Genomic DNA, 23,069 nt, shown 5'->3' on the forward strand with positions numbered 1-23,069 from the left:
TCGGTTATCCTTAACGTGAAGGGATATTACGTGTTTTGGGCGGCGTCACGCTGGCGTTTGTCTGGCTAAACCTGGGCGGCGTAATGTCCATGCTGCCACCCGCCATCGGTGAGCGGTAATGCGCGGATTTGACCAGGTAATCCCCCGGGGTTACTTCCAGAATGCCGCCGTTGTCCAGCGTGATACTGGAGCCGCCGCCATTAAGTCGCAGTTTAGGCGCACTGATGAGCAGTTCATCCTTGTTACTGCTGATGGTAAACAGCAGCTCCGATGTCATCTCCATCGAACTCGCTTCAGCGCGGATCTCAACATCACCCTGATTAGCAATCATCTTCGCCCCGGACTGATGAGCAAACAGCCCGACAGACTTACTGGCAGCCAGCGTGATGTTCTTCATTGCTCCCATATCCAGATGCTGACCCGCATTCAGGATGGTGTTCAGCTTGCTGGTCATCTGAAGGTGCTCACCCGAGGTGAAAGCAACGCCCTGCGGCGCACTACCCAGCAGTGCCGCAGACTGTAGGTCTTTGAGACGGTTTTCCAGCAGGCTGTTCTGGCTTTCCAGGTCACAGGTGAGTGCCTGAGCCTGCTGTGCGAGAAGATTAAGGCGGTTCATTTCTGCCGCCGACTGGTTAAGACGCTCAATGGCCGGTGCCATATCCAGCATTTTTCCCTGCGCCGCCGGTTGTGCATCGGCGCTCAGGAACATCCCTCGTCCGGCACGCAGCGTGCCATACTCATCGGTTCGCAGTTCAAAGCCGGTACCGCGAGGCTCACGCGCACTGTCCACGACGTGGCCACCGTTGAGTTGCGTCTTGCCAAACGGCGTTGCGAGCTTGAAATGCTCTTCCTGACGCTTGTCTTCCAGGCGGAATTTATTGTCCCCGGCCGTGCGCCAGATGTTGCGCGTGTGATTATCGCGGGTGACGTGGTCCGGGTGTTCGGCATCATGCTGCGCGTGGGCAATATACGGACGGTCCGGGTCGCCACCGTCGAACATCACCGAAACTTCGGTACCGTCAAGCAACGGGGAGTGGAAGCCGTAAGTATCCCCGGCGTACGGTTTCGCCATGCGCAGCCAGAGGTAGGCATACCCCTGTTCGGTGCTGTTGCGGTCAAAATCAAGCCGGACGCGGTAGCGCCCCTGATTATCGAGATACGCGTAGGTGTCATGTTTCTCATCGCTTTCCACCCGGGCAGGCAGGGAGCCGGCCATCACCGGGCGGTTCAGCAATGCCGGGCGATAGCAGACCGTTTCACTGTACGGAATGCCCGTAAAGCGTAGCTGAAAGCCCTTATCGCGTGCACCTGAGGTACGAATTCCGGTGATGACGATGCCGTCTTTCAGCGAATCGGGAAGACCGCTGCCCTGTGGCTCCAGCACTTCGCCCGGAGTCAGAACCGGGCTGCTGGCTCGTCCCGTGACAATCTGCTGGGCATTGAGGTAGCGCTCATGCCGCAGACGGGCAAACCAGGCCCCACCTTCGGGGGTTTCGGTATCCCCTTCGCTCAGGAACGGCTCGGCGTAGTGATACACCTCACCGATGGTGGCTCCACCTTCCCGGCGAACGGTCACAGAGCTGTCCTGCGGAGTCAGTGCATCACGGTAATTATAATCGCGGGTGGCCACCGAGCCTGTGACCACATGGTCTTTTGGCTGAATGTTCCAGACGCTCTCCTGACCGTTATCACTGGTGCGTGACGGTGGAATTATGGGCAGCTTCACGCCAAACTGATACTGCATCTGGCTGTCCTGGAAAATCACCACATCCTGTTCAATGCGGCCATCCATCTCAAAGCGCCAGAAGATACCGACTTCGGCCAGCAGACGCTGAACAAAGGCCAGGTCCGTTTCACGCCACTGGGTAATGAGCTCGCGGACCGGGTAGGCCTGCGACAGACGGAATTCAAAATCCGCCCCTTCCAGCCCATGGGAACGCAGGATTTGCTCCACCACTTCCGGCACAGACTGGTTCAGATACACCGCACAGCGCTCGGTATGCTGCATGAGCGCAATACGCGGCACCAGTCTCAGGGCATAGGTAATTTCATCCCCCGAGACAGAGATACGGCGAAAATCATCCACCACGCCATACACCGTACGCACAGGTACGGCAGGCGTACCTTCATAAAGCGGCGTCTGGAAGGTAAAAGAGGCGGGTTTGAGCATCAGCTCACTGCCGGCAATGTTCGCCGCACAGGTGACGGTGACATCGTAACGCCACGGCTGGCTCAGGGTTTCAGTGGCACGAAAGCGCAGGACATCGAGAAAATGCGGGCAGTCATGGACGTCCACGCGATAGCGGGACAACCCCAGAGCTTCATCGATTTTCTTCTGTGCCAGGCTGGCAATGCTTTCCATCATCACGCCTCCTCTCTGGTATCTGTGGCATCAAATTCCAGCCCAATCCCCTCTTTGTCATTCCAGCCGAGCGTCAGGGAATGTAGTTTTTGCTTCGCCGCCATGTGAGTGAGCAGCTGCTGACTCAGCACTGGCAGAATTTGCTGATTGAGCAGGCTGTCAACATTGCGTGCTCCAGTATCCGGCAGCAGACAGGCGGCAGTCAGTGCGTCATACAGACTTTCGTCAATATGCGTGGTCAGGCCGTAGTGACGATGTAAGCGCTTGCTGACCTGCGACAGCTTCATTTCCACGATAGTGCGCATGGCGTCTTCTGCAAGCGGACGGTAAATCACGGTCTGGAAGCGGGCCAGCAGCGCAGGCTGGAAGTGATCACGCAGGATCGGACGCAGCAGTTCATGCAGATCGCCTTCGGTGGCCTCCGGCTGTTCGTCAAGCAGTTGCATCAGGTGATCGCTGCCGAGGTTGGAGGTCATGAGGATGACGGTATTGCGAAAGTCTATTTCGCGCCCTTCGCCGTCACGCATAAAGCCGCGGTCAAACACCTGGTAGAACAGGTTCATGACGTCGCGGTGCGCCTTTTCGACTTCATCCAGCAGCACCACGCTGTACGGGCGCTTGCGCACGGCTTCGGTGAGAATACCGCCCTGGCCGTAGCCAACGTAACCCGGCGGTGAGCCTTTCAACTGGGAAACGGTGTGCGGTTCCTGGTACTCGGACAGGTTGATGGTAATCAGCGATTTTTCGCCGCCGTACAGCACATCCGCCAGCACCAGCGCGGTTTCGGTCTTACCGACGCCACTCGGGCCAATAAGCAGGAACACGCCCTGCGGACCATTCTCGGACGTGAGACCCGTTTTTGCCGCACGCTGGCGCCGGGCGATGGCGGTCAGCGCCACGTCCTGCCCGACCACGCGCTTGCCGATTTCGTTTTCGAGTGTCAGCAGTTCGGTCTGTTCATCTTTCATCAGGGAGGAGAGCGGAACGCCGGTCCAGTCGGCAATCACGTTGGCAACCATACGGACATCCACATCCGGCCGGATAAGTACACCGTCCTGCTGCAGAAAATCCAGCTGTTGCTGCAGGGTGTGAATATCTGCCTGACGACTGATGTCCTGACGGCAGGCTATCAGCTCCCCGACCAGCTGGCGCTCTACCTCAAGACGGGCTTCCTGCGTTTTCAGCTCCGATTCAAGCTCCGTACGCAACGTGTCAATGACTGCCAGCCGTTCACCGTGTGACGATGCTCCTGCGGCAATGTCCTCCAGCAAGTCCTGTGTTTCCATTCCAAGTGCTATCAGACGGGATTTCAGGCGTACAATGGCTTCCGGCACAGTATCAAGACTCATGCGCACGCGCGCGGCGGCGGTATCCAGCAAATCAACAGCCTTGTCCGGCAACTGGCGACCGGTCAGGTAGCGACGGGACAGGGTGACCGCAGCACGGACCGCATCGTCAGTGATGTGCACGTTATGGTGTTCGGCATAGCGGGATTTGAGACCGCGCAGCATCAGGCACGCCGTCTCATCGTCCGGCTCGTCCACCTTCACCATCTGGAAGCGACGCTCCAGAGCAGCATCGCGCTCAAAATATTGTTTGTATTCAGACCATGTGGTGGCGGCGATAGTGCGAAGTTCGCCACGCGCCAGCGCAGGTTTCAACAGGTTGGCCGCATCTGCGCCTCCCGCCTGGTTACCCGCGCCGATGATGGTGTGGGCTTCGTCAATAAACAGCAAAATTGGGGTGGGCGACTGCTGTACAGCATCGATGACGTTTTTCAGGCGCTGTTCGAACTCGCCCTTCACGCCCGCGCCCGCCTGCAGCAGGCCGAGGTCGAGAGTACGCAGAATAACCGGCTTCAGGCTTTCCGGAACGTTACCTTCTGCGATACGTAAAGCCAGACCTTCCACCAGCGCCGTTTTGCCGACGCCTGGTTCACCCACCAGAATCGGGTTGTTCTTGCGACGGCGCGAGAGAATGTCCACCATCTGGCGGATTTCAGTATCACGACCAAAGACCGGGTCAATCCTGCCCTCTTTCGCTTTGGCGGTGACGTCGAGCGTAAATTTATCCAGCGCGTTTTGCAGCGCGGGGGTCAGTTCCCCCTCTTTCAGTTCTGCACCCACCGGACGGCCAACAAACTCCACCTCGCCACCGTGGCTCTGCACCAGCTCTGCTTCCTGCTGCACGTCCGGACGTTCGTCCGACTGTGCGTCGAGCAGCGGACGCAGACGCTCCAGCTGGCTCTGGCCCAGCGTCAGCAGCGGCCACAGCCCATCACAGCGAACCAGTTTCTGTTTCTCAACCAGCGCCATCAGCAGATGGATGCTGCGAATTTGTTCCTCGCCGTTAAGAGAAGCAATCAGCCAGGCTTCCTGCAGCAGAGTCTGAATGGTATCAGACAGCTGCGGACGGTGTCGTACCGAACGCGGCTGTTTATCGAGCCAGCCCAGCAAATCCTGCCAGATGGCGTCCATGTCCCACTCGTAGCGGCGTGCCAACACCGTCAGGTCACCTTCGCCCTGCTCCAGCAGTTTCAGCAGCCAGTGTTCCGGCAGGATTTCTGCATGGGCGCGGGTCTGACACAGGGAGGCAGCCCCTTCCATTGCGCGGGCGCAGTAAGGGTTGAGGCGTCGAAGGAGGATTGCCGGGTTTTCCATGTTTGCTTGCTCACTGTTGAGGACCGTTCAGGCACGCTACCGCCCCTGGCCGTTACCGAGGCCCATAAGGTCTGTTTCCGGGATGTGATGTTTTTTGCTCAACGCCCGCACAGGCAGACGCTCAGCAAAAGCAAAAAAGCGGACAGAGAAGCTCCGCCCGCTCGTGACTTACGCGGTGGCGCGTTCGTTCCAGGAGTCGGAATGAATGATGTTGCCGTCTTTGTAAGTCCAGGTGATTTTTTCGTAACGCAGCTCGATCTGCTCGAGGTGGTTGTGCTTCTCGAAAGAAGGATCCTTGATGTCGTGCATCACCGGATTCACTTTCACCACTTTCACGTTCTCGAGCTTGGTGTTGAAGTATTCAACTTCCTGACCCGCGTCATTGATTTTGTACCACCTGAATTCCGCAGACTTGAGGGTCTGGCCGGTGGTCACCGCCTTGTACAGGTACGGGCTGGACGAGTCGATTTCCTTGGTGAACAAGAACGGGGTGTGGATACGGGTACCGGTCAGCTTGCCAGTGTTGTTGTCGGTCGGGATGTACAGATCATGCTGCTGTGCAACCACCTCGATGCTGCCGTCACGATCCTGAACGTCCACAGACCCTTTGATGTCCGCGCCGCCGTCGTCTTTCAGCCAAAGATAAACAGGAATTGCCATGGAATTACTCTCCATTGTGTTGTGATGCGCCATCATCCTGCGATGACGCCTGGGTGTGGCCCGGTATCTGACAGGCGTTCGCCTGCGGTACCAGACTGATTTCGACACGGCGGTTGAGCGCACGGCCCTCCGGGGTGTCATTGGTCGCGATCGGACGGCTTGCGCCATAGCCTTGCACCGCAAAACAGCTTTCCGGAACGTCACCGGTGTCACGCATCCAGTCACGCACCGCCTCGGCACGTTTTTGTGACAGCGTCTGGTTCAGCTGTGCGTTACCTGTATTGTCTGTATGGCCCGCGACCACAATCAGCCAGCCCGGTTTGGCCTTCACGCCGACCAGAGAATTGACCAGCATTTTGGTCGAACCGGTTTTCAGCACCGCTTTGCCGGAGTCAAACAGCGACATACTGTCGAGACGGACAATTTTCGGTACCGGCTTTAGCTTCGGTATTAGCGGTGGCGGCGGAGGCACATACGTATCAATGGCCTGCTGCACGGCCAGCCACAGACGGTTGCCCGGATACAGCCCGAGCCCGAAGCGATATGGCTCTCCCTGACGCTGCCAGCGCTCCAGCAACAATGCATCCTGCTGCAGGGCATGCAGGGCCTGAGCTTTCGGGGAATAGTGGTTCATCGGGATTGCCTGCCAGCGCTGAAGGTCGGCGCTGACCGTGCGGATAAGCGACTGGTTATGCCGCACGGACAGGGCAATGGCACCCAGGGCGCATAACAGCAGAATCATCACCACCCGACGCCCGGTTTTGCCACCCTGCAACGGGGTGGTATAAGGAGCCAGCAGAGGAAATACCGCATCGGCAAAATGCCAGCGCGGTTCACAGGCAGTGACATGGCCGGCAGGGGCAATGCGGGTCTGGCGGAACAATAACTGTGGCCATAGCGCGGCTATCGAGGTGGATACCGACCCGAGACGCAGGGTGACAGCAAATGGTCGTAAGGCCGGACACAGCCTGTCCGCTTTGCTCAGTTCATCCAGCATCACGGCGTGAAGCAGCGATGTCGCCTGGGACAGGTATGGCTGAATTAGAGCCGTCTGCGGGAACTGCTGCCATTCGCTGAGGGTGACAGCAGGTTCGTTTTCAGGACATACCAGGGTCGTATTTCCCCGTACCACTATCCAGGGCGTTTCCGGACCGCTGAATTCGGCACTCAGGACCACCGGCACGCTAAAGCCGGTCAGGTCCCGCAACTGCTTCATCTGCAGGCGCAATGCTTTCAAAGAGGCACGCAACAGCGCCTCATCTTCATGCTGGTCCGGCAAACAGCGGTACATTACGGCGAGCTGGCCTGCCATCGTCGGCGTACGGGCCAGCAGACGCTCAGCAAAAGGCGTGAGTCCGGACAGTTCCGTTATCCGGAGGTACCACCCCTGCGCCGTGCCACGTGTCTGCCCTGCTGCGAACATGCTATCGCCCACATCCCCGCAGACCAGCACCACCGGTCCGGTATGACTGTCGGGCGGGAAAATTCCGACCTCATCAGCCAGTTGTACTGGTTGCTGTTGACGGTAACGGCGACGGGCAAGCATGCCCGCAACCAGCAAGACCACCAGAGTCAGGATGGCTTTCCCGGCAACCGGCCAGGTCAGGAATCCCCATACCAGCCACAACACGGCGGCAAGGCAGAGCACTACCGGCAGAGCAGCCCGGACGACTGTTTTTCCACGCATCAGGGCTGCTCCGGCAGTTGCTGGCGCAGCAGATCCTGCAACCACAAATGACCACCCAGCCACACCACACCGGTCAGGATCACCGCCAGCACAATCCAGAACCAGACGGATCGCAGCAGGTTATAACGACGGCGACCGGTCTTCTGAACCACCAGTGATGTCCCGCTTTCCAGCGGTGGCACGCGCTCATTCAGGGCAGCGATCACTTCATCGCGCTGAGACTGTCCCACCCCGGAGAGGCTGTATTGCCCCTGAAACCCCAGCGCCAGCACCCGCTGGTAGCAGGTCAGCACCGCAGGCTCCGGCGAAGGCTGACGCAGCACCTCTGCGATACGATCGTACAAGGCACCGCCCGCTCTCAGGGATCCGAAGTAAACCGCCTGCAGTGGCGCAGAACGCCAGGCGCGTTGCCCGGCATCCAGGGTCATATTCAGCGCATCGGGTGCACTGTCGCCGGACACAACCGCTTGCGCATTTGCCGCTTGCTGACCCTCCGGCTTACGGTTCATGACGGTTTCATCCAGCAGGGCGCACTGGGCATAAGTGATGTGATCAATACTTTCAGCACCCAGCCCCGCGCGCTCCAGCGCCTCGCGTACGCTTTCCACCTGCACTTTACAGGCCGCATACAGCGCAGGGCCATCCGTCACCAGCCCACCATGGCGCAACTGCGCCACGGTAAGCCAGGTCTGTGCCATCAGGGCATCAATGTCGATAACCTTATTCATGAGCGCAGCACCGCAAACAGTTCTAGCTCCAGCTCGCCGAGCAGGGATGGAACGTAGAATACGCACACACCCTGATCCAGCATTTCGCGGGCCGCCGGACTTTCCATATCCAGCACGAAGTACTGATTTTCCAGACGCACCGGCAGTGCAGCCGGGACACCGCTAAGGGCAATGAGACCAATCCCCTCGACGGCCACACCAGACACTTCGCAGACATTTGCCGGCGCACCGGCAATACATATCTCAGCGAACCGTTCGGCAATCTGCCATGCCGGCTGGCTGGCTCGTACGGAAAGGTAAAAATCCGCTTCATCGCGCAGACGGATATCATGCAGTACCGCTTTCCAGGTTTCCGGATCCAGACGATCCATCCGGACCGCGACCACACGTGACGGCAGGCTGGCTTCCAGCAGCTCACTGATGAGATCAAACAGCGGCGGGAAAGTCTTTTCCGGTGCCCGGTGGTCATACCCCGGAATGGCTTCCAGATCGTGCTCAAGCGAGAAGGTCAGCATACTGCCGGCCAGACGGGCGAGCTCTGCCCAGACCTGTTCAGGGTGCCGGTTCGGAAAACGCTCATACTCAGAGAGCACCCGGGCATGGGAGTTCAGGGCATTCAGCAGCCAGAAAAGCGAAACATCAGCGACCGCAAAATCGGCCATCCTGTCGTTGCTTTCACGACGCATGGACATCAGGCGCTGACGGCGGGAGCGCAGCTGGCGATTCAGCAGTGCCAGGCGCTCACACAGATTACGACTTGCCGAGAACAGCGCCATCGGCGGGATAAAGTCCGGATCCTGACGCCAGCCCCCCTGCCCGTCCTGCAACAGACGAGCAATGGCGCAGGTATCCCAGGCACCGTTGTCTTCATGTCCGAAACGGAATGCCAGATTAAAGCGGGCCACCGCCATCGACTCTTCTTCCTGGCCGAAGCGATCGGCGATCGTCTCCCAGGCTTCCCGATAGCGCAGCGGGCGCTCTGCAGGTACCGTGTCCATCTGCACATTCACGATCCCGGCCTGCATCACCGGTAACGCCACATACACTGTCACCGGGGCATTTCCGGCAGAAGCGGGTGCCTCGATTTCACGTGGCTCCGGAGGCAGGTCACTGAACCGGGTATCAACCAGCGTGTCATCCGGGAGCCAGAGACGAAGTGACTGCGCCTGCACGCGGCCGGAGGCCAGCATCGCGTCATCAAGCTCAACCCGACCAACGCCCCAGGGAAAAGCATTTCCGCGGGCGGCAATACCGGCCCGGGAAAATGCATCCCATTCAGACTGCTGCTGAAACTGCTGGGGGCTCAGCAGAGCCCCTTCATTCCATAACGGACGATGAATTTTCATCCCTGCTCTCCCTCGCCTCAGGATTTAGCTTTCGGCATCTGGGAAACCAGTGACAGGTTGACGTCCATCCCTTCCACCTGGAAGTGCGGAATAGCGAACAGTCGGACGCGGAAGAATCCCGGGTTGTCTTCGATGTCTTCCACCACCACTCTGGCGTCACGCAGCGGGTGTGAGGCCTGCAGCTCGTCGCCCGGGTCGGTCATTTCGGTGACCAGACTGCGCACCCAGGTGTTGAGCTCCAGCTCTAGCAGACGACGGTCCTTCGTCGTACCGATATTTTCACGCTGAATCAGCTTAAGGTAGTGTGCAATACGCGACAGCAGGAAAATATACGGCAGACGCGCATTGATACGGCTGTTGGCCGTTGCATCCGCAGTGTCATACAGGGCCGGCTTCTGGGTGGAGTTAGCGCTGAAGAAGCAGGAATAATCTCTGTTTTTATAGTGACTTAATGGAATAAAGCCCAGGTTCGCAAACTCAAACTCACGGGTTTCCGGGATCATCACTTCTGACGGGATCTTCACCTGATTGCCGGTACCCAGATCGTACAGATGAATAGGCAGGTCCTGCACGGCACCACCGGCCTGCGGGCCACGAATTTGTACGCACCAGCCGTTGTTGATAAAGCTTTTCACCATGTTGGATGCAAAGGCGAACGAGGCATTGGTCCACAGGTATTTGTCGTGGTCCGGGCCTTTCACTTCTTCCACGTAGTTGAAGCTACGAACCGGCACGGTGTCCGGGCCATACGGCAGGCGACCCAGCACGCGCGGCATCACCAGACCGATATAGCGGGAATCGTCCGTCTCGCGGAAGGATTTCCACTTGATGTACTCCGCACGGTCGAAGTAGTTACCGATATCCTTGATGGCCGCCACTTCCTCCATCGAATCCTTGAGGAAAAATTTCGGGCCGGCAGAGCCGATAAACGGCATGTGGGCAGCAGCGGAGACTTTTGATATATTACGCAGCAGCGCGACATCCTGCGCAGACGCATCAAATTCGTAGGCAGAAATCAGCGCGGCAATCGGCTCTCCACCCGGGGTGTCATACTCATCGATATATGTATGTTTATACAGACCACTCTGGATAATTTCCGGGCTGTCTTCAAAGTCCTGACGCAGGTCTTCTTTTGACATATCCAGCAGCTCAACCTTCACGTTCTGACGGAAATCGGTTTTGTCGACCAGGGATTTCACGCCACGCCACAGGCTCTCCACCGCCTGGAATTCTTCGCTATGCATTACCGCGTCCAGCTGACGGCTAATCTGGTAGTCCAGCTCCGCGATATGGTGGTCAATCAGGTTTTTGTCGAGTTTTTCAACTTTTGAGCCCGATTTTGTCAGACACTCCAGGAACACCTGCATCCCCGCCGTTAAACGTTCATCCGCAGTCGCATCCGACATCGCCTGTGCGTCCTGCCAGATGTCCAGCGCACTCAGCTCGGACACCGGGTTCAGATTGATTTTTTCAAACAGGGACGCATAAACCCCGCCCGCAGCAGGACGTTCCAGCACCACACTCTCGCCACCTGCGGCGTTCTCATTTTTTACAGACATCAGCATCTTCCTTATTAATCCGTTAAATCATCGTGACCGTTATGACTGTTTCGGTGCCAGGGCAGAGAGTTCGGCTCTGAGTTCTGCGCTTAACGCCGGGTCGAGCAGAATTTTTTCCAGCTCCTTTCGGAAAGCCTGATTGTCCAGCAGGTTCGCTTTTAAATCGCGAAGCAGATTGCGCATGGAAAGCATCGCCTTGAGCTGAGGTATCTGACGGGAGACCTGCTCCGGGGTGAAATCCTTCATGCTCCGGAAGGTCAGGCTGATGTTGTCTTCGCTACCGTCATCAGCCAGCGTGTTTTTAACGGTCAGACTGACGTTTGGGGAATATTCGGACAATACTGAGTCGAAATTATTTTTATTCAAATCAACTTTTTTGCGCTCAGACAGGGGGGCAGACTCCTGACCATTACTGAAGTCGCCCGCCACCAGCAATTTCAGGGGGAGCTCCGTTTTCTTGCTCGCGCCACCAGTATGCAAATCAAGTTTTAAATTAATACGCGCTTTAGGGATTTCGGACTGAAAGGAAGAGTTAGACATAGCTGTCCCTGTTCTATGGAGTAATAGAAACGGTCAATGCCAGTGAGAAATAAATATGAAAAAATTACCCTGCCAGAACAACTTTCCGGTTCGCGTCATCCGACGTAAATAAAAATCCCGGAACTAAAAAGCGGGCGCATTCCATCCACCAGCATGCCGGCACTGTACTTTGAGTATTTGTCTGAAATGAAAAATTTCGGATAAGACCCAATGGTCGGAGTGTAGGAACGTTCCCTGTCAGATCGGAAACAAAAAAATGTAACAACATTTTACATGTTCAGCTTTTAACAATTACAGATCATCTTTTTGATTTATAAGAACTTTCTTGCATAGCCCCTTCAGGCCTTATGGGATAAGGGTGTGCAGCAAATGATCAATTTAGCTTAGGGTGTAAATTTGTACGAAATACCACCAATAACGTGAAATATCTGATTTTGTACTTTTATCAAAAATGAGAAGCAGGACGTGTCTGATCATGTGAAAAATTGATGACGTTTTCAGGTTTTAATCATTTCTTATTTTTCATTTAAACGGGGCTTATTTGTTGTCGTCAGAAGAAAGGAAATGTCACGACGACCCTATACACATGCCTCAATACCGGAAGTAAGCACGGCCTAAACACCTGCCGTTCAGGAAATAGACAGTGTTCAGACTGACTAATGCGTTGAGAATATTTGTTCTATTGCTCAGGTTGTAATGCGACCGTCCGTTAACCCGCGATGAACTGGCGCACTACGTGCCCAGCGTCTTCAGCGAAGAAAAACATGAATCCCGCAGCGAGCGTTACACGTACATCCCGACCATCACCCTGCTGGATAACCTGCAGCGGGAAGGCTTCCAGCCGTTCTTTGCCTGCCAGACCCGCGTGCGCGACCTGAATAAACGCGACCACACAAAGCACATGCTGCGTCTCCGACGTGAGGGGCAAATCACCGGTAAACAGGTCCCCGAAATCATCCTGCTTAATAGTCACGACGGCTCCAGCTCATACCAGATTCTGCCGGGGTTGTTTCGCTTTGTCTGCCAGAACGGGCTTGTCTGCGGCGAAACCTTTGGTGAAGTGCGCGTGCCGGTGACGGCATCCCAGATACTGACGCCCCGACGCTATGAAGACCGTCAGGACGACCTGTGGTCAGTTTTCAATCGTTGCCAGGAGAACCTTCTTAAAGGGGGCCTGCCAGGACGTTCCGCCAAAGGTAAACGCAGCCATACCCGCGCGGTTAGAGGCATAGACGGCGACGTTAAGCTCAACCGGGCGCTCTGGGTAATGGCAGAAGAACTGCAGCAGGTACTGAGCTGATGCCACCGCTGCCCGATACCGATGCACAAGGTCTGTATAACCTGCACGGCAGCATGAGTGCAAAAGGTTGCTGTTACGACAATGCTTGCGCGAAAAGCGTCTTCCACTCACTGAAAGTTGAATGCATTCACGGTGAACGCTTTATCAGCCGGGAAATCATGCGGACGACGGTATTTAATTATATCGAGTGTGATTACAATCGGTGGCGTCGTCACAGTGCCTGTGGCGGTCTCACCCCGGAACAGTTTGAAAACCAGACCTTCGCTTAGGGCTGTGTCCACATTACGTGGGTAAGATCAGGTTCACAGTATGTGTCACTGGCGTACACACAGCGGCTGAATGACGCAGCATTACTGGCCTCAACAGGCAGCACGGGCGACTCGTATGACAATGCGATGGCAGAAAGTATCAACGGGCTATACAAAGCGGAGGGGATCCACCGGCAAAGCTGGAAAACGCGACAGGATGTGGAGCTGGCCACGCTGAAATGGGTGGACTGGTACAACAATCACTGGTTGATGGAACGAACCGGCTATATCCCGCCAGTAGAGACAGAAAAAGCGTATTACGCTTCATGAATGAGCGGGATGTGGCAGCCTGATCACTCAGGCAAAATACTCTCCAGGAAAACCGGAGCGGTTCAGTTTCATTTGCAGAAAGATGTTCCCGAAGGAGCAGGGTAATTTCAGTCGCCATAAATGTGGCGGCGGTACATATGTGTTGGGATATCAAGCACCCTGAAAAAGCAAAAAACCCCGCACCTTACGGTACGGGGTTCTTCTTTATTGATGCCTGGCAGTTCCCTACTCTCACATGGGGAGACCCCACACTACCATCGGCGCTACGGCGTTTCACTTCTGAGTTCGGCATGGGATCAGGTGGGACCACCGCGCTACAGCCGCCAGGCAAATTCTGTATCTGTATCAGGCTGAAAATCGTCTCAAATCCGCCAAAACAGCTTCGGCGTTGTAAGGTTAAGCCTCACGGTTCATTAGTATCGGTTAGCTCAACGTATCGCTACGCTTACACACCCGACCTATCAACGTCGTCGTCTTCAACGTTCCTTCAGGACTCTCAGAGAGTCAGGGAGAACTCATCTCGGGGCAAGTTTCGTGCTTAGATGCTTTCAGCACTTATCTTTTCCGCATTTAGCTACCGGGCAGTGCCATTGGCATGACAACCCGAACACCAGTGATGCGTCCACTCCGGTCCTCTCGTACTAGGAGCAGCCCCCCTCAATTCTCCAGCGCCCACGGCAGATAGGGACCGAACTGTCTCACGACGTTCTAAACCCAGCTCGCGTACCACTTTAAACGGCGAACAGCCGTACCCTTGGGACCTACTTCAGCCCCAGGATGTGATGAGCCGACATCGAGGTGCCAAACACCGCCGTCGATATGAACTCTTGGGCGGTATCAGCCTGTTATCCCCGGAGTACCTTTTATCCGTTGAGCGATGGCCCTTCCATTCAGAACCACCGGATCACTATGACCTGCTTTCGCACCTGCTCGCGCCGTCACGCTCGCAGTCAAGCCAGCTTATGCCATTGCACTAACCTCCTGATGTCCGACCAGGATTAGCTGACCTTCGTGCTCCTCCGTTACTCTTTGGGAGGAGACCGCCCCAGTCAAACTACCCACCAGACACTGTCCGCAACCCGGATTACGGGTCTACGTTAGAACACCAGCCATTAAAGGGTGGTATTTCAAGGATGGCTCCACGCAGACTGGCGTCCACGCTTCAAAGCCTCCCACCTATCCTGCACATCAAGGACCAGTGTTCAGTGTCAAGCTATAGTAAAGGTTCACGGGGTCTTTCCGTCTTGCCGCGGGTACACTGCATCTTCACAGCGAGTTCAATTTCACTGAGTCTCGGGTGGAGACAGCCTGGCCATCATTACGCCATTCGTGCAGGTCGGAACTTACCCGACAAGGAATTTCGCTACCTTAGGACCGTTATAGTTACGGCCGCCGTTTACCGGGGCTTCGATCAGGAGCTTCGCCTTACAGCTAACCCCATCAATTAACCTTCCGGCACCGGGCAGGCGTCACACCGTATACGTCCACTTTCGTGTTTGCACAGTGCTGTGTTTTTAATAAACAGTTGCAGCCAGCTGGTATCTTCGACTGGCTTCAGCTCCGTGAGCAAGTCACTTCACCTACGCGCCAGCGTGCCTTCTCCCGAAGTTACGGCACCATTTTGCCTAGTTCCTTCACCCGAGTTCTCTCAAGCGCCTTGGTATTCTCTACCTGACCACCTGTGTCGGTTTGGGGTACGATTTCGTGTTACCTGATGCTTAGAGGCTTTTCCTGGAAGCAGGGCATTTGTTACTTCAGCACCGTAGTGCCTCGTCATCACACCTCAGCGTTAAAAAGGTTCCGGATTTACCTGTAACCTCCGCCTGCATGCTTAAACCGGGACAACCGTCGCCCGGCTAACATAGCCTTCTCCGTCCCCCCTTCGCAGTAACACCAAGTACAGGAATATTAACCTGTTTCCCATCGACTACGCCTTTCGGCCTCGCCTTAGGGGTCGACTCACCCTGCCCCGATTAACGTTGGACAGGAACCCTTGGTCTTCCGGCGAGCGGGCTTTTCACCCGCTTTATCGTTACTTATGTCAGCATTCGCACTTCTGATACCTCCAGCAACCCTCACAGGCCACCTTCAACGGCTTACAGAACGCTCCCCTACCCAACAACGCATAAGCGTCGCTGCCGCAGCTTCGGTGCATGGTTTAGCCCCGTTACATCTTCCGCGCAGGCCGACTCGACCAGTGAGCTATTACGCTTTCTTTAAATGGTGGCTGCTTCTAAGCCAACATCCTGGCTGTCTGTGCCTTCCCACATCGTTTCCCACTTAACCATGACTTTGGGACCTTAGCTGGCGGTCTGGGTTGTTTCCCTCTTCACGACGGACGTTAGCACCCGCCGTGTGTCTCCCGTGATAACATTCTTCGGTATTCGTAGTTTGCATCGGGTTGGTAAGTCGGGATGACCCCCTAGCCGAAACAGTGCTCTACCCCCGAAGATGAGTTCACGAGGCGCTACCTAAATAGCTTTCGGGGAGAACCAGCTATCTCCCGGTTTGATTGGCCTTTCACCCCCAGCCACAAGTCATCCGCTAATTTTTCAACATTAGTCGGTTCGGTCCTCCAGTTAGTGTTACCCAACCTTCAACCTGCCCATGGCTAGATCACCGGGTTTCGGGTCTATACCCTGCAACTTAACGCCCGGTTAAGACTCGGTTTCCCTGCGGCTCCCCTATACGGTTAACCTTGCTACAGAATATAAGTCGCTGACCCATTATACAAAAGGTACGCAGTCACCCCACATGGAGGCTCCTACTGCTTGTACGTACACGGTTTCAGGTTCTGTTTCACTCCCCTCGCCGGGGTTCTTTTCGCCTTTCCCTCACGGTACTGGTTCACTATCGGTCAGTCAGGAGTATTTAGCCTTGGAGGATGGTCCCCCCATATTCAGACAGGATACCACGTGTCCCGCCCTACTCTTCGAGTTCACAGCAAGTGTATCTTCGTGTACGGGAGTATCACCCTGTACCCTGCGACTTTCCAGACGCTTCCACTGACACACAAACTGATTCAGACTCTGGGCTCCTCCCCGTTCGCTCGCCGCTACTGGGGGAATCTCGGTTGATTTCTTTTCCTCGGGGTACTTAGATGTTTCAGTTCCCCCGGTTCGCTTCATTACGCTATGTATTCACATAATGATAGTGTGACGAATCACACTGGGTTTCCCCATTCGGACATCGCCGGGTCAAAGGTTCATATCACCTCGCCGGCGCTTATCGCAGATTAGCACGTCCTTCATCGCCTCTGACTGCCAGGGCATCCACCGTGTACGCTTAGTCGCTTAACCTCACAACCCGAAGCTGTTTCGCTTCTGATTGTGAAAATTTGAGAGACTCAAACACACCATTAAAGATGTGTCGTTTCAATTTTCAGCTTGATCCAGATTTTTAAAGAGCAACTATCTCAAACGTGACTCACTGAGTCAGTTTTGAGATATCGGTTGGTTGTGCCTTTCACTCACACCCAGCAAGTGGCGTCCCCTAGGGGATTCGAACCCCTGTTGCCGCCGTGAAAGGGCGGAGTCCTAACCGCTAGACGAAGGGGACACGGAGTGTCGCGACTTCGCAGCCGTCTTGCTTCTTTACATTCATCAGACAATCTGTGTGAGCACTACAAAGGCAGGTTCTTTAAGGTAAGGAGGTGATCCAACCGCAGGTTCCCCTACGGTTACCTTGTTACGACTTCACCCCAGTCATGAATCACAAAGTGGTAAGCGCCCTCCCGAAGGTTAAGCTACCTACTTCTTTTGCAACCCACTCCCATGGTGTGACGGGCGGTGTGTACAAGGCCCGGGAACGTATTCACCGTAGCATTCTGATCCACGATTACTAGCGATTCCGACTTCATGGAGTCGAGTTGCAGACTCCAATCCGGACTACGACGCACTTTATGAGGTCCGCTTGCTCTCGCGAGGTCGCTTCTCTTTGTATGCGCCATTGTAGCACGTGTGTAGCCCTGGTCGTAAGGGCCATGATGACTTGACGTCATCCCCACCTTCCTCCAGTTTATCACTGGCAGTCTCCTTTGAGTTCCCGGCCTAACCGCTGGCAACAAAGGATAAGGGTTGCGCTCGTTGCGGGACTTAACCCAACATTTCACAACACGAGCTGACGACAGCCATGCAGCACCTGTCTCACAGTTCCCGAAGGCACTTCAGCATCTCTGCTGAATTCTGTGGATGTCAAGACCAGGTAAGGTTCTTCGCGTTGCATCGAATTAAACCACATGCTCCACCGCTTGTGCGGGCCCCCGTCAATTCATTTGAGTTTTAACCTTGCGGCCGTACTCCCCAGGCGGTCGACTTAACGCGTTAGCTCCGGAAGCCACGCCTCAAGGGCACAACCTCCAAGTCGACATCGTTTACGGCGTGGACTACCAGGGTATCTAATCCTGTTTGCTCCCCACGCTTTCGCACCTGAGCGTCAGTCTTTGTCCAGGGGGCCGCCTTCGCCACCGGTATTCCTCCAGATCTCTACGCATTTCACCGCTACACCTGGAATTCTACCCCCCTCTACAAGACTCTAGCCTGCCAGTTTCGAATGCAGTTCCCAGGTTGAGCCCGGGGATTTCACATCCGACTTGACAGACCGCCTGCGTGCGCTTTACGCCCAGTAATTCCGATTAACGCTTGCACCCTCCGTATTACCGCGGCTGCTGGCACGGAGTTAGCCGGTGCTTCTTCTGCGGGTAACGTCAATCGGTGAGCTTATTAAACTCACCGCCTTCCTCCCCGCTGAAAGTGCTTTACAACCCGAAGGCCTTCTTCACACACGCGGCATGGCTGCATCAGGCTTGCGCCCATTGTGCAATATTCCCCACTGCTGCCTCCCGTAGGAGTCTGGACCGTGTCTCAGTTCCAGTGTGGCTGGTCATCCTCTCAGACCAGCTAGGGATCGTCGCCTTGGTGAGCCTTTACCTCACCAACAAGCTAATCCCATCTGGGCACATCCGATGGCAAGAGGCCCGAAGGTCCCCCTCTTTGGTCTTGCGACGTTATGCGGTATTAGCTACCGTTTCCAGTAGTTATCCCCCTCCATCAGGCAGTTTCCCAGACATTACTCACCCGTCCGCCACTCGTCACCCGAGAGCAAGCTCTCTGTGCTACCGTTCGACTTGCATGTGTTAGGCCTGCCGCCAGCGTTCAATCTGAGCCATGATCAAACTCTTCAATTTAAGTTTGATGCTCGTGAATTAAACTTCGTAATGAATTACGTATGTTCACTCAGAGACTTGGTATTCATTTTTCGTCTTGCGACGTTAAGAATCCATGTCACTTTGAGTGCCCACACAGATTGTCTGATAAATTGTTAAAGAGCAGTGCAACGCGGCTTTCGCTCACCGTTGCGAGGTGGCGTATATTACGCTTTCCTCTTTCAGAGTCAAGCGCTTATTTTCGCTTTTCTCTGCTGGCGTTCATCGCTGAACCCCGCTAACCCGGCGGCCTGTAAGCCGTTATTCCGTGTCAGTGGAGGCGCATTATAGGGAGTTATTTTGAAGTGACAAGCATAAAATACAAAAAACTTTTTGTTCGCTCACTTTTCAAACTTTACGTTTATTTAAGATGCGAATCGCCGGTTAAATGGGCAATTTCCCGCGCGAAACTGGTCACCTGCGCCCAGTCGGTATAAACCACTTCCTTACGCGTATCGGTTTCGCCACCGGTCATCTTCATAATCAGGCGGATCATGAAGCGGTCATACCAGCGATAGCGTGGATAGCGCAGCGCACCGGCAAACACCGCACACAGGGTGGGCTGCCACGGTGAGCTCAACAAAAACTTGCGCGTATAGCTATTGGTCTGCGGGGTGCGTTTTTCCGCTTTACGGGCAACGAGGTTTACCGAATAGAAAGCACCGGGCAACGTATTGAGTACCGCCGTATGCTTTTTCACGAAACGATCCAGCGCTGGGTGGAAATGACCGTAGCGAATAGAAGCGCCAATCACCACGCGATCGTAATCCTGCCAGGCAATCTGCTCCGTTCGATTCAGGTTAACCACGTCAGAGTAAATGCCCAGCTCTTTTAATTCCGAAGCCAGATAAGAGGCAATCTCACGGGTTTGCCCATCTCGCGTAGAGAACAAAATAAGTGTTTTCATTGACGACTCCTTACTCGCGCCAGAATGTTGGGGTAAATAGCACCAGCAGCGTAAAGACCTCAAGACGACCAAACAGCATGTTGGCGATTAAGATCCACTTCGCGACCGGGTTCATGCTGGCAAAGTTATCCGCCACCACGCCAAGCCCGGGCCCCAGGTTATTCAGCGTCGCCACAACAGACGCAAAGGCGGAGAAATCATCCACCCCTGTTGCGATGATCGCCAGCATACTGACGATAAAGACCAGCGCATATGCTGAGAAAAAACCCCACACCGCTTCAAGGATGCGTTCCGGCAGTGCGCGGTTACCCAGCTTGATGCTGTAAACCGCGTTCGGGTGAACCAGACGTTTCAGCTCGCGGTTCCCCTGCTTAAACAACAGCAGAATACGAATCACCTTCAGACCGCCGCCCGTTGACCCCGCACAGCCACCGATAAAGGCAGAGCACAGCAGCAGCACCGGCAGGAACAGCGGCCAGCGCGCAATGCTGTCCGTGGTGAATCCGGCGGTGGTCGCCATTGAGACCACCTGGAAGAACGCCTGATTTAGCGTCGTTACCGCCGAGTTGTACACATCATGGAACCACAATACCAGGGTGCAGATGACCACCAGCGTCAGTTGAAAACCAATAAACATGCGAAACTCAGGGTCACGCCAGTAGACCTTCAGACTGCGTCCGCTGAGTAAAGAGAAGTGCAGGCCATAGTTACAGCCGGAGATCAGCAGGAAGATAGCAATAATCGTGTTGATGGTTGGACTGTCGAAGTAGCCCACGCTGGCATCGTGCGTGGAGAAGCCACCGATGGCGATGGTCGCAAAGCTATGTCCGATGGCGTCGAACGCGGGCATTCCGGCAAACCACAGCGCCAGCGCGCAGGCAATCGTCAGCAAGACATAGATAAACCACAGGGTCTTCGCCGTCTCGGCAATACGCGGGCGCATTTTGTTATCTTTCAGAGGGCCGGGCATTTCCGCGCGATAGAGCTGCATCCCCCCGACGCCCAGTATAGGCAGAATAGCCACCGCCAGAACGATTATCCCCATACCGCCAAACCATTGCAGCATCTGGCGATAAAAGAGGATGGCGTGCGGGAGCGAGTCCAGTCCCACCAGCGTGGTTGCCCCGGTGGTTGTCAGGCCGGAGAAAGACTCAAAAAAAGCATCCGTGACGCTCAGGTTGGGTTGTTCAGAAAAGATAAACGGCAGCGAACCGACGCTCCCCAGCACGGTCCAGAAAAGAACCACAATCAAAAAACCTTCGCGAGATTTCAGCTCACTTTTTTCGCGGCGGTTTGGCCACCACAGCAGCGAGCCAATCACCAGCGCGACAAAAAAGGTCTGAGTGAATGCCCGCCCCGCACCGTCCCGGTAGATCAGCGCCACCAGGCCTGGGAGAATCATCGTCCCGGAGAAAAGTATAACCAGCAGTCCAACAATTCGGGTAATGGCACGAAAATGCATTCTGCCGCTTCCTTTGGTATTCAAAAAGTAAGGTGAGGATTATTCTTCAATCGGCAGCAATTGCAACGAGCCGCGACTCAAATCAGCCAGTTTAGCTGAAAAGGCAGCCCGTTCCGCCTGAGGAAGCGCCACGCGTAATTGCACCATCGCCTGGTAATCACTGTGGGCGATGATGCCGTTAAATTGTTTGAGCAGCGTTTCAACGCCCGCAAGCTGGGCGTAGTCACATAACAAAGTATATTCCGTCAGCGGCGTTTTGCGGGTCGTTATCAGCAGATTAAGTGCCTGCTGGACACCGCCCCCGTAGGCTTTAACCAGCCCACCCGTGCCTAATAAGATACCGCCGTAGTAGCGAACCACCACGGCGGTAATTTCACCCACGCCACGGCCCATGAGCTGCGAGAGCATGGGTTTACCGGCCGTCCCTGCGGGTTCACCGTCGTCAGAAAATCCCAGCTTCTGTGAATCGTTCGGCGGCCCCGCCACCCACGCCACGCAGTGGTGGCGCGCATCAGGATGCTCAGCCCGTACAGACTCAACAAAGGATTTTGCCGCCTCTATGCCGTCGGTATGCGCCAACAGCGTAATGAAACGGCTTTTCTTGATTTCCTCAGTGAAAGCGACCGGTTCAGCCGGTATCAGCCAGCTTTCCATCAGGCCAGCTTCAGATCTCGCGTCATATTTTCGATGCCGTTTTCATGGACAACCACGTTATCTTCGATCCGGATCCCGCCAAACGGTTTCAGCGCGTCAATTTTCTCCCAGTTGAAGTGCTTGCTGAACTGACCTTCGCGCCACGGCGCGAGCAGGGACTCGATAAAGTAGATGCCCGGCTCAATGGTCAACACCATGCGCGGCGCGAGCACACGCGTGCAGCGCAGGTAGGGATACTTAGACGGTGCCGCCAGGTGCGTGCCGGTATCATCCTGCATAAAGCCCGCAACATCGTGAACCTGCAGGCCCAGCGGATGGCCAATGCCGTGCGGCATAAAAGGACCGGTCAGATTGTTCTCGACCATCGCCTCTTCACTCATGTCTTTCACAATCTGATGCTTGCGCAGCAGTTTCGCTATGCGCTGGTGGAACTGAATATGGTAATCCACATAGCGGGTACCGGCTTTCATGGTGCCGATAAGCGCCAATTGTTCATCATTGACGTCTTTAATCAGCTGCGCAAAATCCGTATCCGCATTTGCCGCCCAAGTGCGGGTCAGGTCAGCCGCATAGCCATTGTACTCAGCACCTGCGTCCAGCAGGAAGCTACGCATTTCCACCGGCGCCTGATGATCGAGTTTGGTGTAGTGCAGAACCGACGCATGCTCATTCAGCGCAACGATGTTGCTGTAGGGCACGTCGGTATCGCGGTGTCCGGTCGCCGTCAGGTACGCCTGGTTGATATCGAATTCGCTCATGCCTGACTGGAACGCTTCATGCGCGGCACGATGGCCATTTACCGCCGTTTTTTGCGCTTCACGCATGCAGTAAAGTTCATAATCGGTTTTATATGCGCGGTAGTAGTGCAGATAATCCAGTACCCCTTTTGGGTTGAGTTTATCTGCCGGAATATCCAGCCCCAGCGCACGCTCAGCGACAGAACCAATATAGGCGATATTGCCACGCGCGGCGGGCAGCAAGCTGCCAATGCCCTCGGCTTTGGGCAGGGCAATAACGTCCACTTCTTCAGTCCAGAAGCTGGTTGGCAATGGCTCAACGTTATGCCAGTAATCCACCGGTAGATAGAACCACAGTTTCGGTTTATTCACACCATCGACCAGCAGCCAGCAGTTCGGCACCTGGGTGACCGGAACCCAGGCTTTAAACTGCGGATTGACCTTAAAGGGATACGCATGGTCATCCAGAAAGGTATTGAGCAACTCGCCAGAGTGAATAAGCAACGCATCCAGCTTGAAGCGCGCCAGTACATCGCGGGTACGTTCCTGTAGGGTAACGATATGATTTTTATAAAGCGAAGCCAGTGAGTCCATCATTCTTCCTTTCGTTTTCTTGAGCTCAAGTCCTCGCATCTTAGCACACCTCACTCCGGCTGCGTGATTTCCACCGACCGTGATCGGCACTG

12 protein-coding genes, 1 tRNA gene, 3 rRNA genes and 3 pseudogenes are annotated in these 23,069 nt (G+C 55.3%); 3 read left to right on the forward strand and 16 right to left on the reverse strand.

Annotation, left to right across the window (positions count from 1 at the left end):
* Positions 1-10: 10 nt before the first annotated feature.
* The 8 genes from NL510_RS21780 to tssB all read right to left on the reverse strand — a co-directional run bounded on the left by NL510_RS21780 (position 11) and on the right by tssB (position 11,542).
* Positions 11-2,365 (reverse strand): type VI secretion system Vgr family protein, encoded by a 2,355-nt coding sequence (locus tag NL510_RS21780; protein WP_253380303.1) that lies wholly within the window; start codon positions 2,363-2,365, stop codon positions 11-13.
* Positions 2,365-5,022, reverse strand: coding sequence for a type VI secretion system ATPase TssH (tssH, locus tag NL510_RS21785; RefSeq protein ID WP_253380305.1), 2,658 nt, complete (start codon positions 5,020-5,022; stop codon positions 2,365-2,367). The genes NL510_RS21780 and tssH overlap by 1 nt, the downstream gene beginning before the upstream one ends.
* Positions 5,023-5,190: 168 nt before the next feature.
* A complete protein-coding gene (hcp, locus tag NL510_RS21790) occupies positions 5,191-5,682 on the reverse strand; it encodes a type VI secretion system effector Hcp (protein ID WP_253380307.1) in 492 nt (163 codons plus the stop codon).
* Positions 5,683-5,686: 4 nt separating this feature from the next.
* Complete coding sequence (locus NL510_RS21795; protein WP_253380309.1) at positions 5,687-7,369, reverse strand: OmpA family protein; 1,683 nt, start codon at positions 7,367-7,369, stop codon at positions 5,687-5,689.
* Positions 7,369-8,097, reverse strand: a complete 729-nt coding sequence (tssL, locus tag NL510_RS21800) for a type VI secretion system protein TssL, short form (RefSeq protein WP_253380311.1) — start codon at positions 8,095-8,097, stop codon at positions 7,369-7,371. The genes NL510_RS21795 and tssL overlap by 1 nt, the downstream gene beginning before the upstream one ends.
* On the reverse strand, positions 8,094-9,443 hold the full coding sequence (gene tssK / locus NL510_RS21805) for a type VI secretion system baseplate subunit TssK (RefSeq protein ID WP_253380312.1): 1,350 nt from the start codon (positions 9,441-9,443) through the stop codon (positions 8,094-8,096). Before tssK ends, tssL begins: the two co-directional genes overlap by 4 nt.
* A gap of 17 nt (positions 9,444-9,460) precedes the next feature.
* A complete protein-coding gene (tssC, locus tag NL510_RS21810; RefSeq protein ID WP_253380314.1) occupies positions 9,461-11,008 on the reverse strand; it encodes a type VI secretion system contractile sheath large subunit in 1,548 nt (515 codons plus the stop codon).
* A gap of 33 nt (positions 11,009-11,041) precedes the next feature.
* Positions 11,042-11,542, reverse strand: coding sequence for a type VI secretion system contractile sheath small subunit (gene tssB, locus NL510_RS21815; RefSeq protein WP_253380316.1), 501 nt, complete (start codon positions 11,540-11,542; stop codon positions 11,042-11,044).
* A gap of 700 nt (positions 11,543-12,242) precedes the next feature.
* Here tssB and NL510_RS21820 point away from each other — a divergent pair.
* The 3 pseudogenes from NL510_RS21820 to NL510_RS21830 all read left to right on the forward strand — a co-directional run.
* Positions 12,243-12,842: pseudogene (locus NL510_RS21820) on the forward strand (DUF932 domain-containing protein); the annotation flags it as partial.
* Positions 12,843-12,877: 35 nt separating this feature from the next.
* A pseudogene (locus tag NL510_RS21825) lies at positions 12,878-13,111 on the forward strand (IS3 family transposase); the annotation flags it as partial.
* Positions 13,112-13,141: 30 nt separating this feature from the next.
* Positions 13,142-13,420, forward strand: a pseudogene (locus tag NL510_RS21830) (integrase core domain-containing protein); the annotation flags it as partial.
* 212 nt (positions 13,421-13,632) lie between these two features.
* Here NL510_RS21830 and rrf read toward each other — a convergent pair.
* The 8 genes from rrf to pepQ form a co-directional block, all read right to left on the reverse strand.
* Positions 13,633-13,748: ribosomal RNA gene (gene rrf / locus NL510_RS21835) — 5S ribosomal RNA — on the reverse strand.
* Between the two features lie 64 nt (positions 13,749-13,812).
* Positions 13,813-16,719 (reverse strand): 23S ribosomal RNA (locus tag NL510_RS21840).
* A 184-nt stretch (positions 16,720-16,903) separates the two neighbouring features.
* Positions 16,904-16,978 (reverse strand) — tRNA-Glu (locus tag NL510_RS21845).
* An 87-nt stretch (positions 16,979-17,065) separates the two neighbouring features.
* Positions 17,066-18,605, reverse strand: a 16S ribosomal RNA gene (locus NL510_RS21850).
* Together the 16S, 23S and 5S rRNA genes with 1 tRNA gene alongside form the textbook arrangement of a ribosomal RNA operon.
* A 379-nt stretch (positions 18,606-18,984) precedes the next feature.
* Positions 18,985-19,530, reverse strand: a complete 546-nt coding sequence (hemG, locus tag NL510_RS21855; RefSeq protein ID WP_253380320.1) for a menaquinone-dependent protoporphyrinogen IX dehydrogenase — start codon at positions 19,528-19,530, stop codon at positions 18,985-18,987.
* A 10-nt stretch (positions 19,531-19,540) separates the two neighbouring features.
* Entirely contained in the window at positions 19,541-20,992 is a 1,452-nt protein-coding gene (gene trkH / locus NL510_RS21860; protein ID WP_253380322.1) for a Trk system potassium transporter TrkH, read from the reverse strand.
* A gap of 39 nt (positions 20,993-21,031) precedes the next feature.
* Positions 21,032-21,646 (reverse strand): IMPACT family protein, encoded by a 615-nt coding sequence (locus NL510_RS21865; protein WP_253380324.1) that lies wholly within the window; start codon positions 21,644-21,646, stop codon positions 21,032-21,034.
* On the reverse strand, positions 21,646-22,977 hold the full coding sequence (pepQ, locus tag NL510_RS21870) for a Xaa-Pro dipeptidase (protein WP_253385057.1): 1,332 nt from the start codon (positions 22,975-22,977) through the stop codon (positions 21,646-21,648). Before pepQ ends, NL510_RS21865 begins: the two co-directional genes overlap by 1 nt.
* Positions 22,978-23,069: the final 92 nt, after the last annotated feature.

Source organism: unidentified bacterial endosymbiont (assembly GCF_918797525.1).
GTDB lineage: Bacteria > Pseudomonadota > Gammaproteobacteria > Enterobacterales > Enterobacteriaceae > Enterobacter.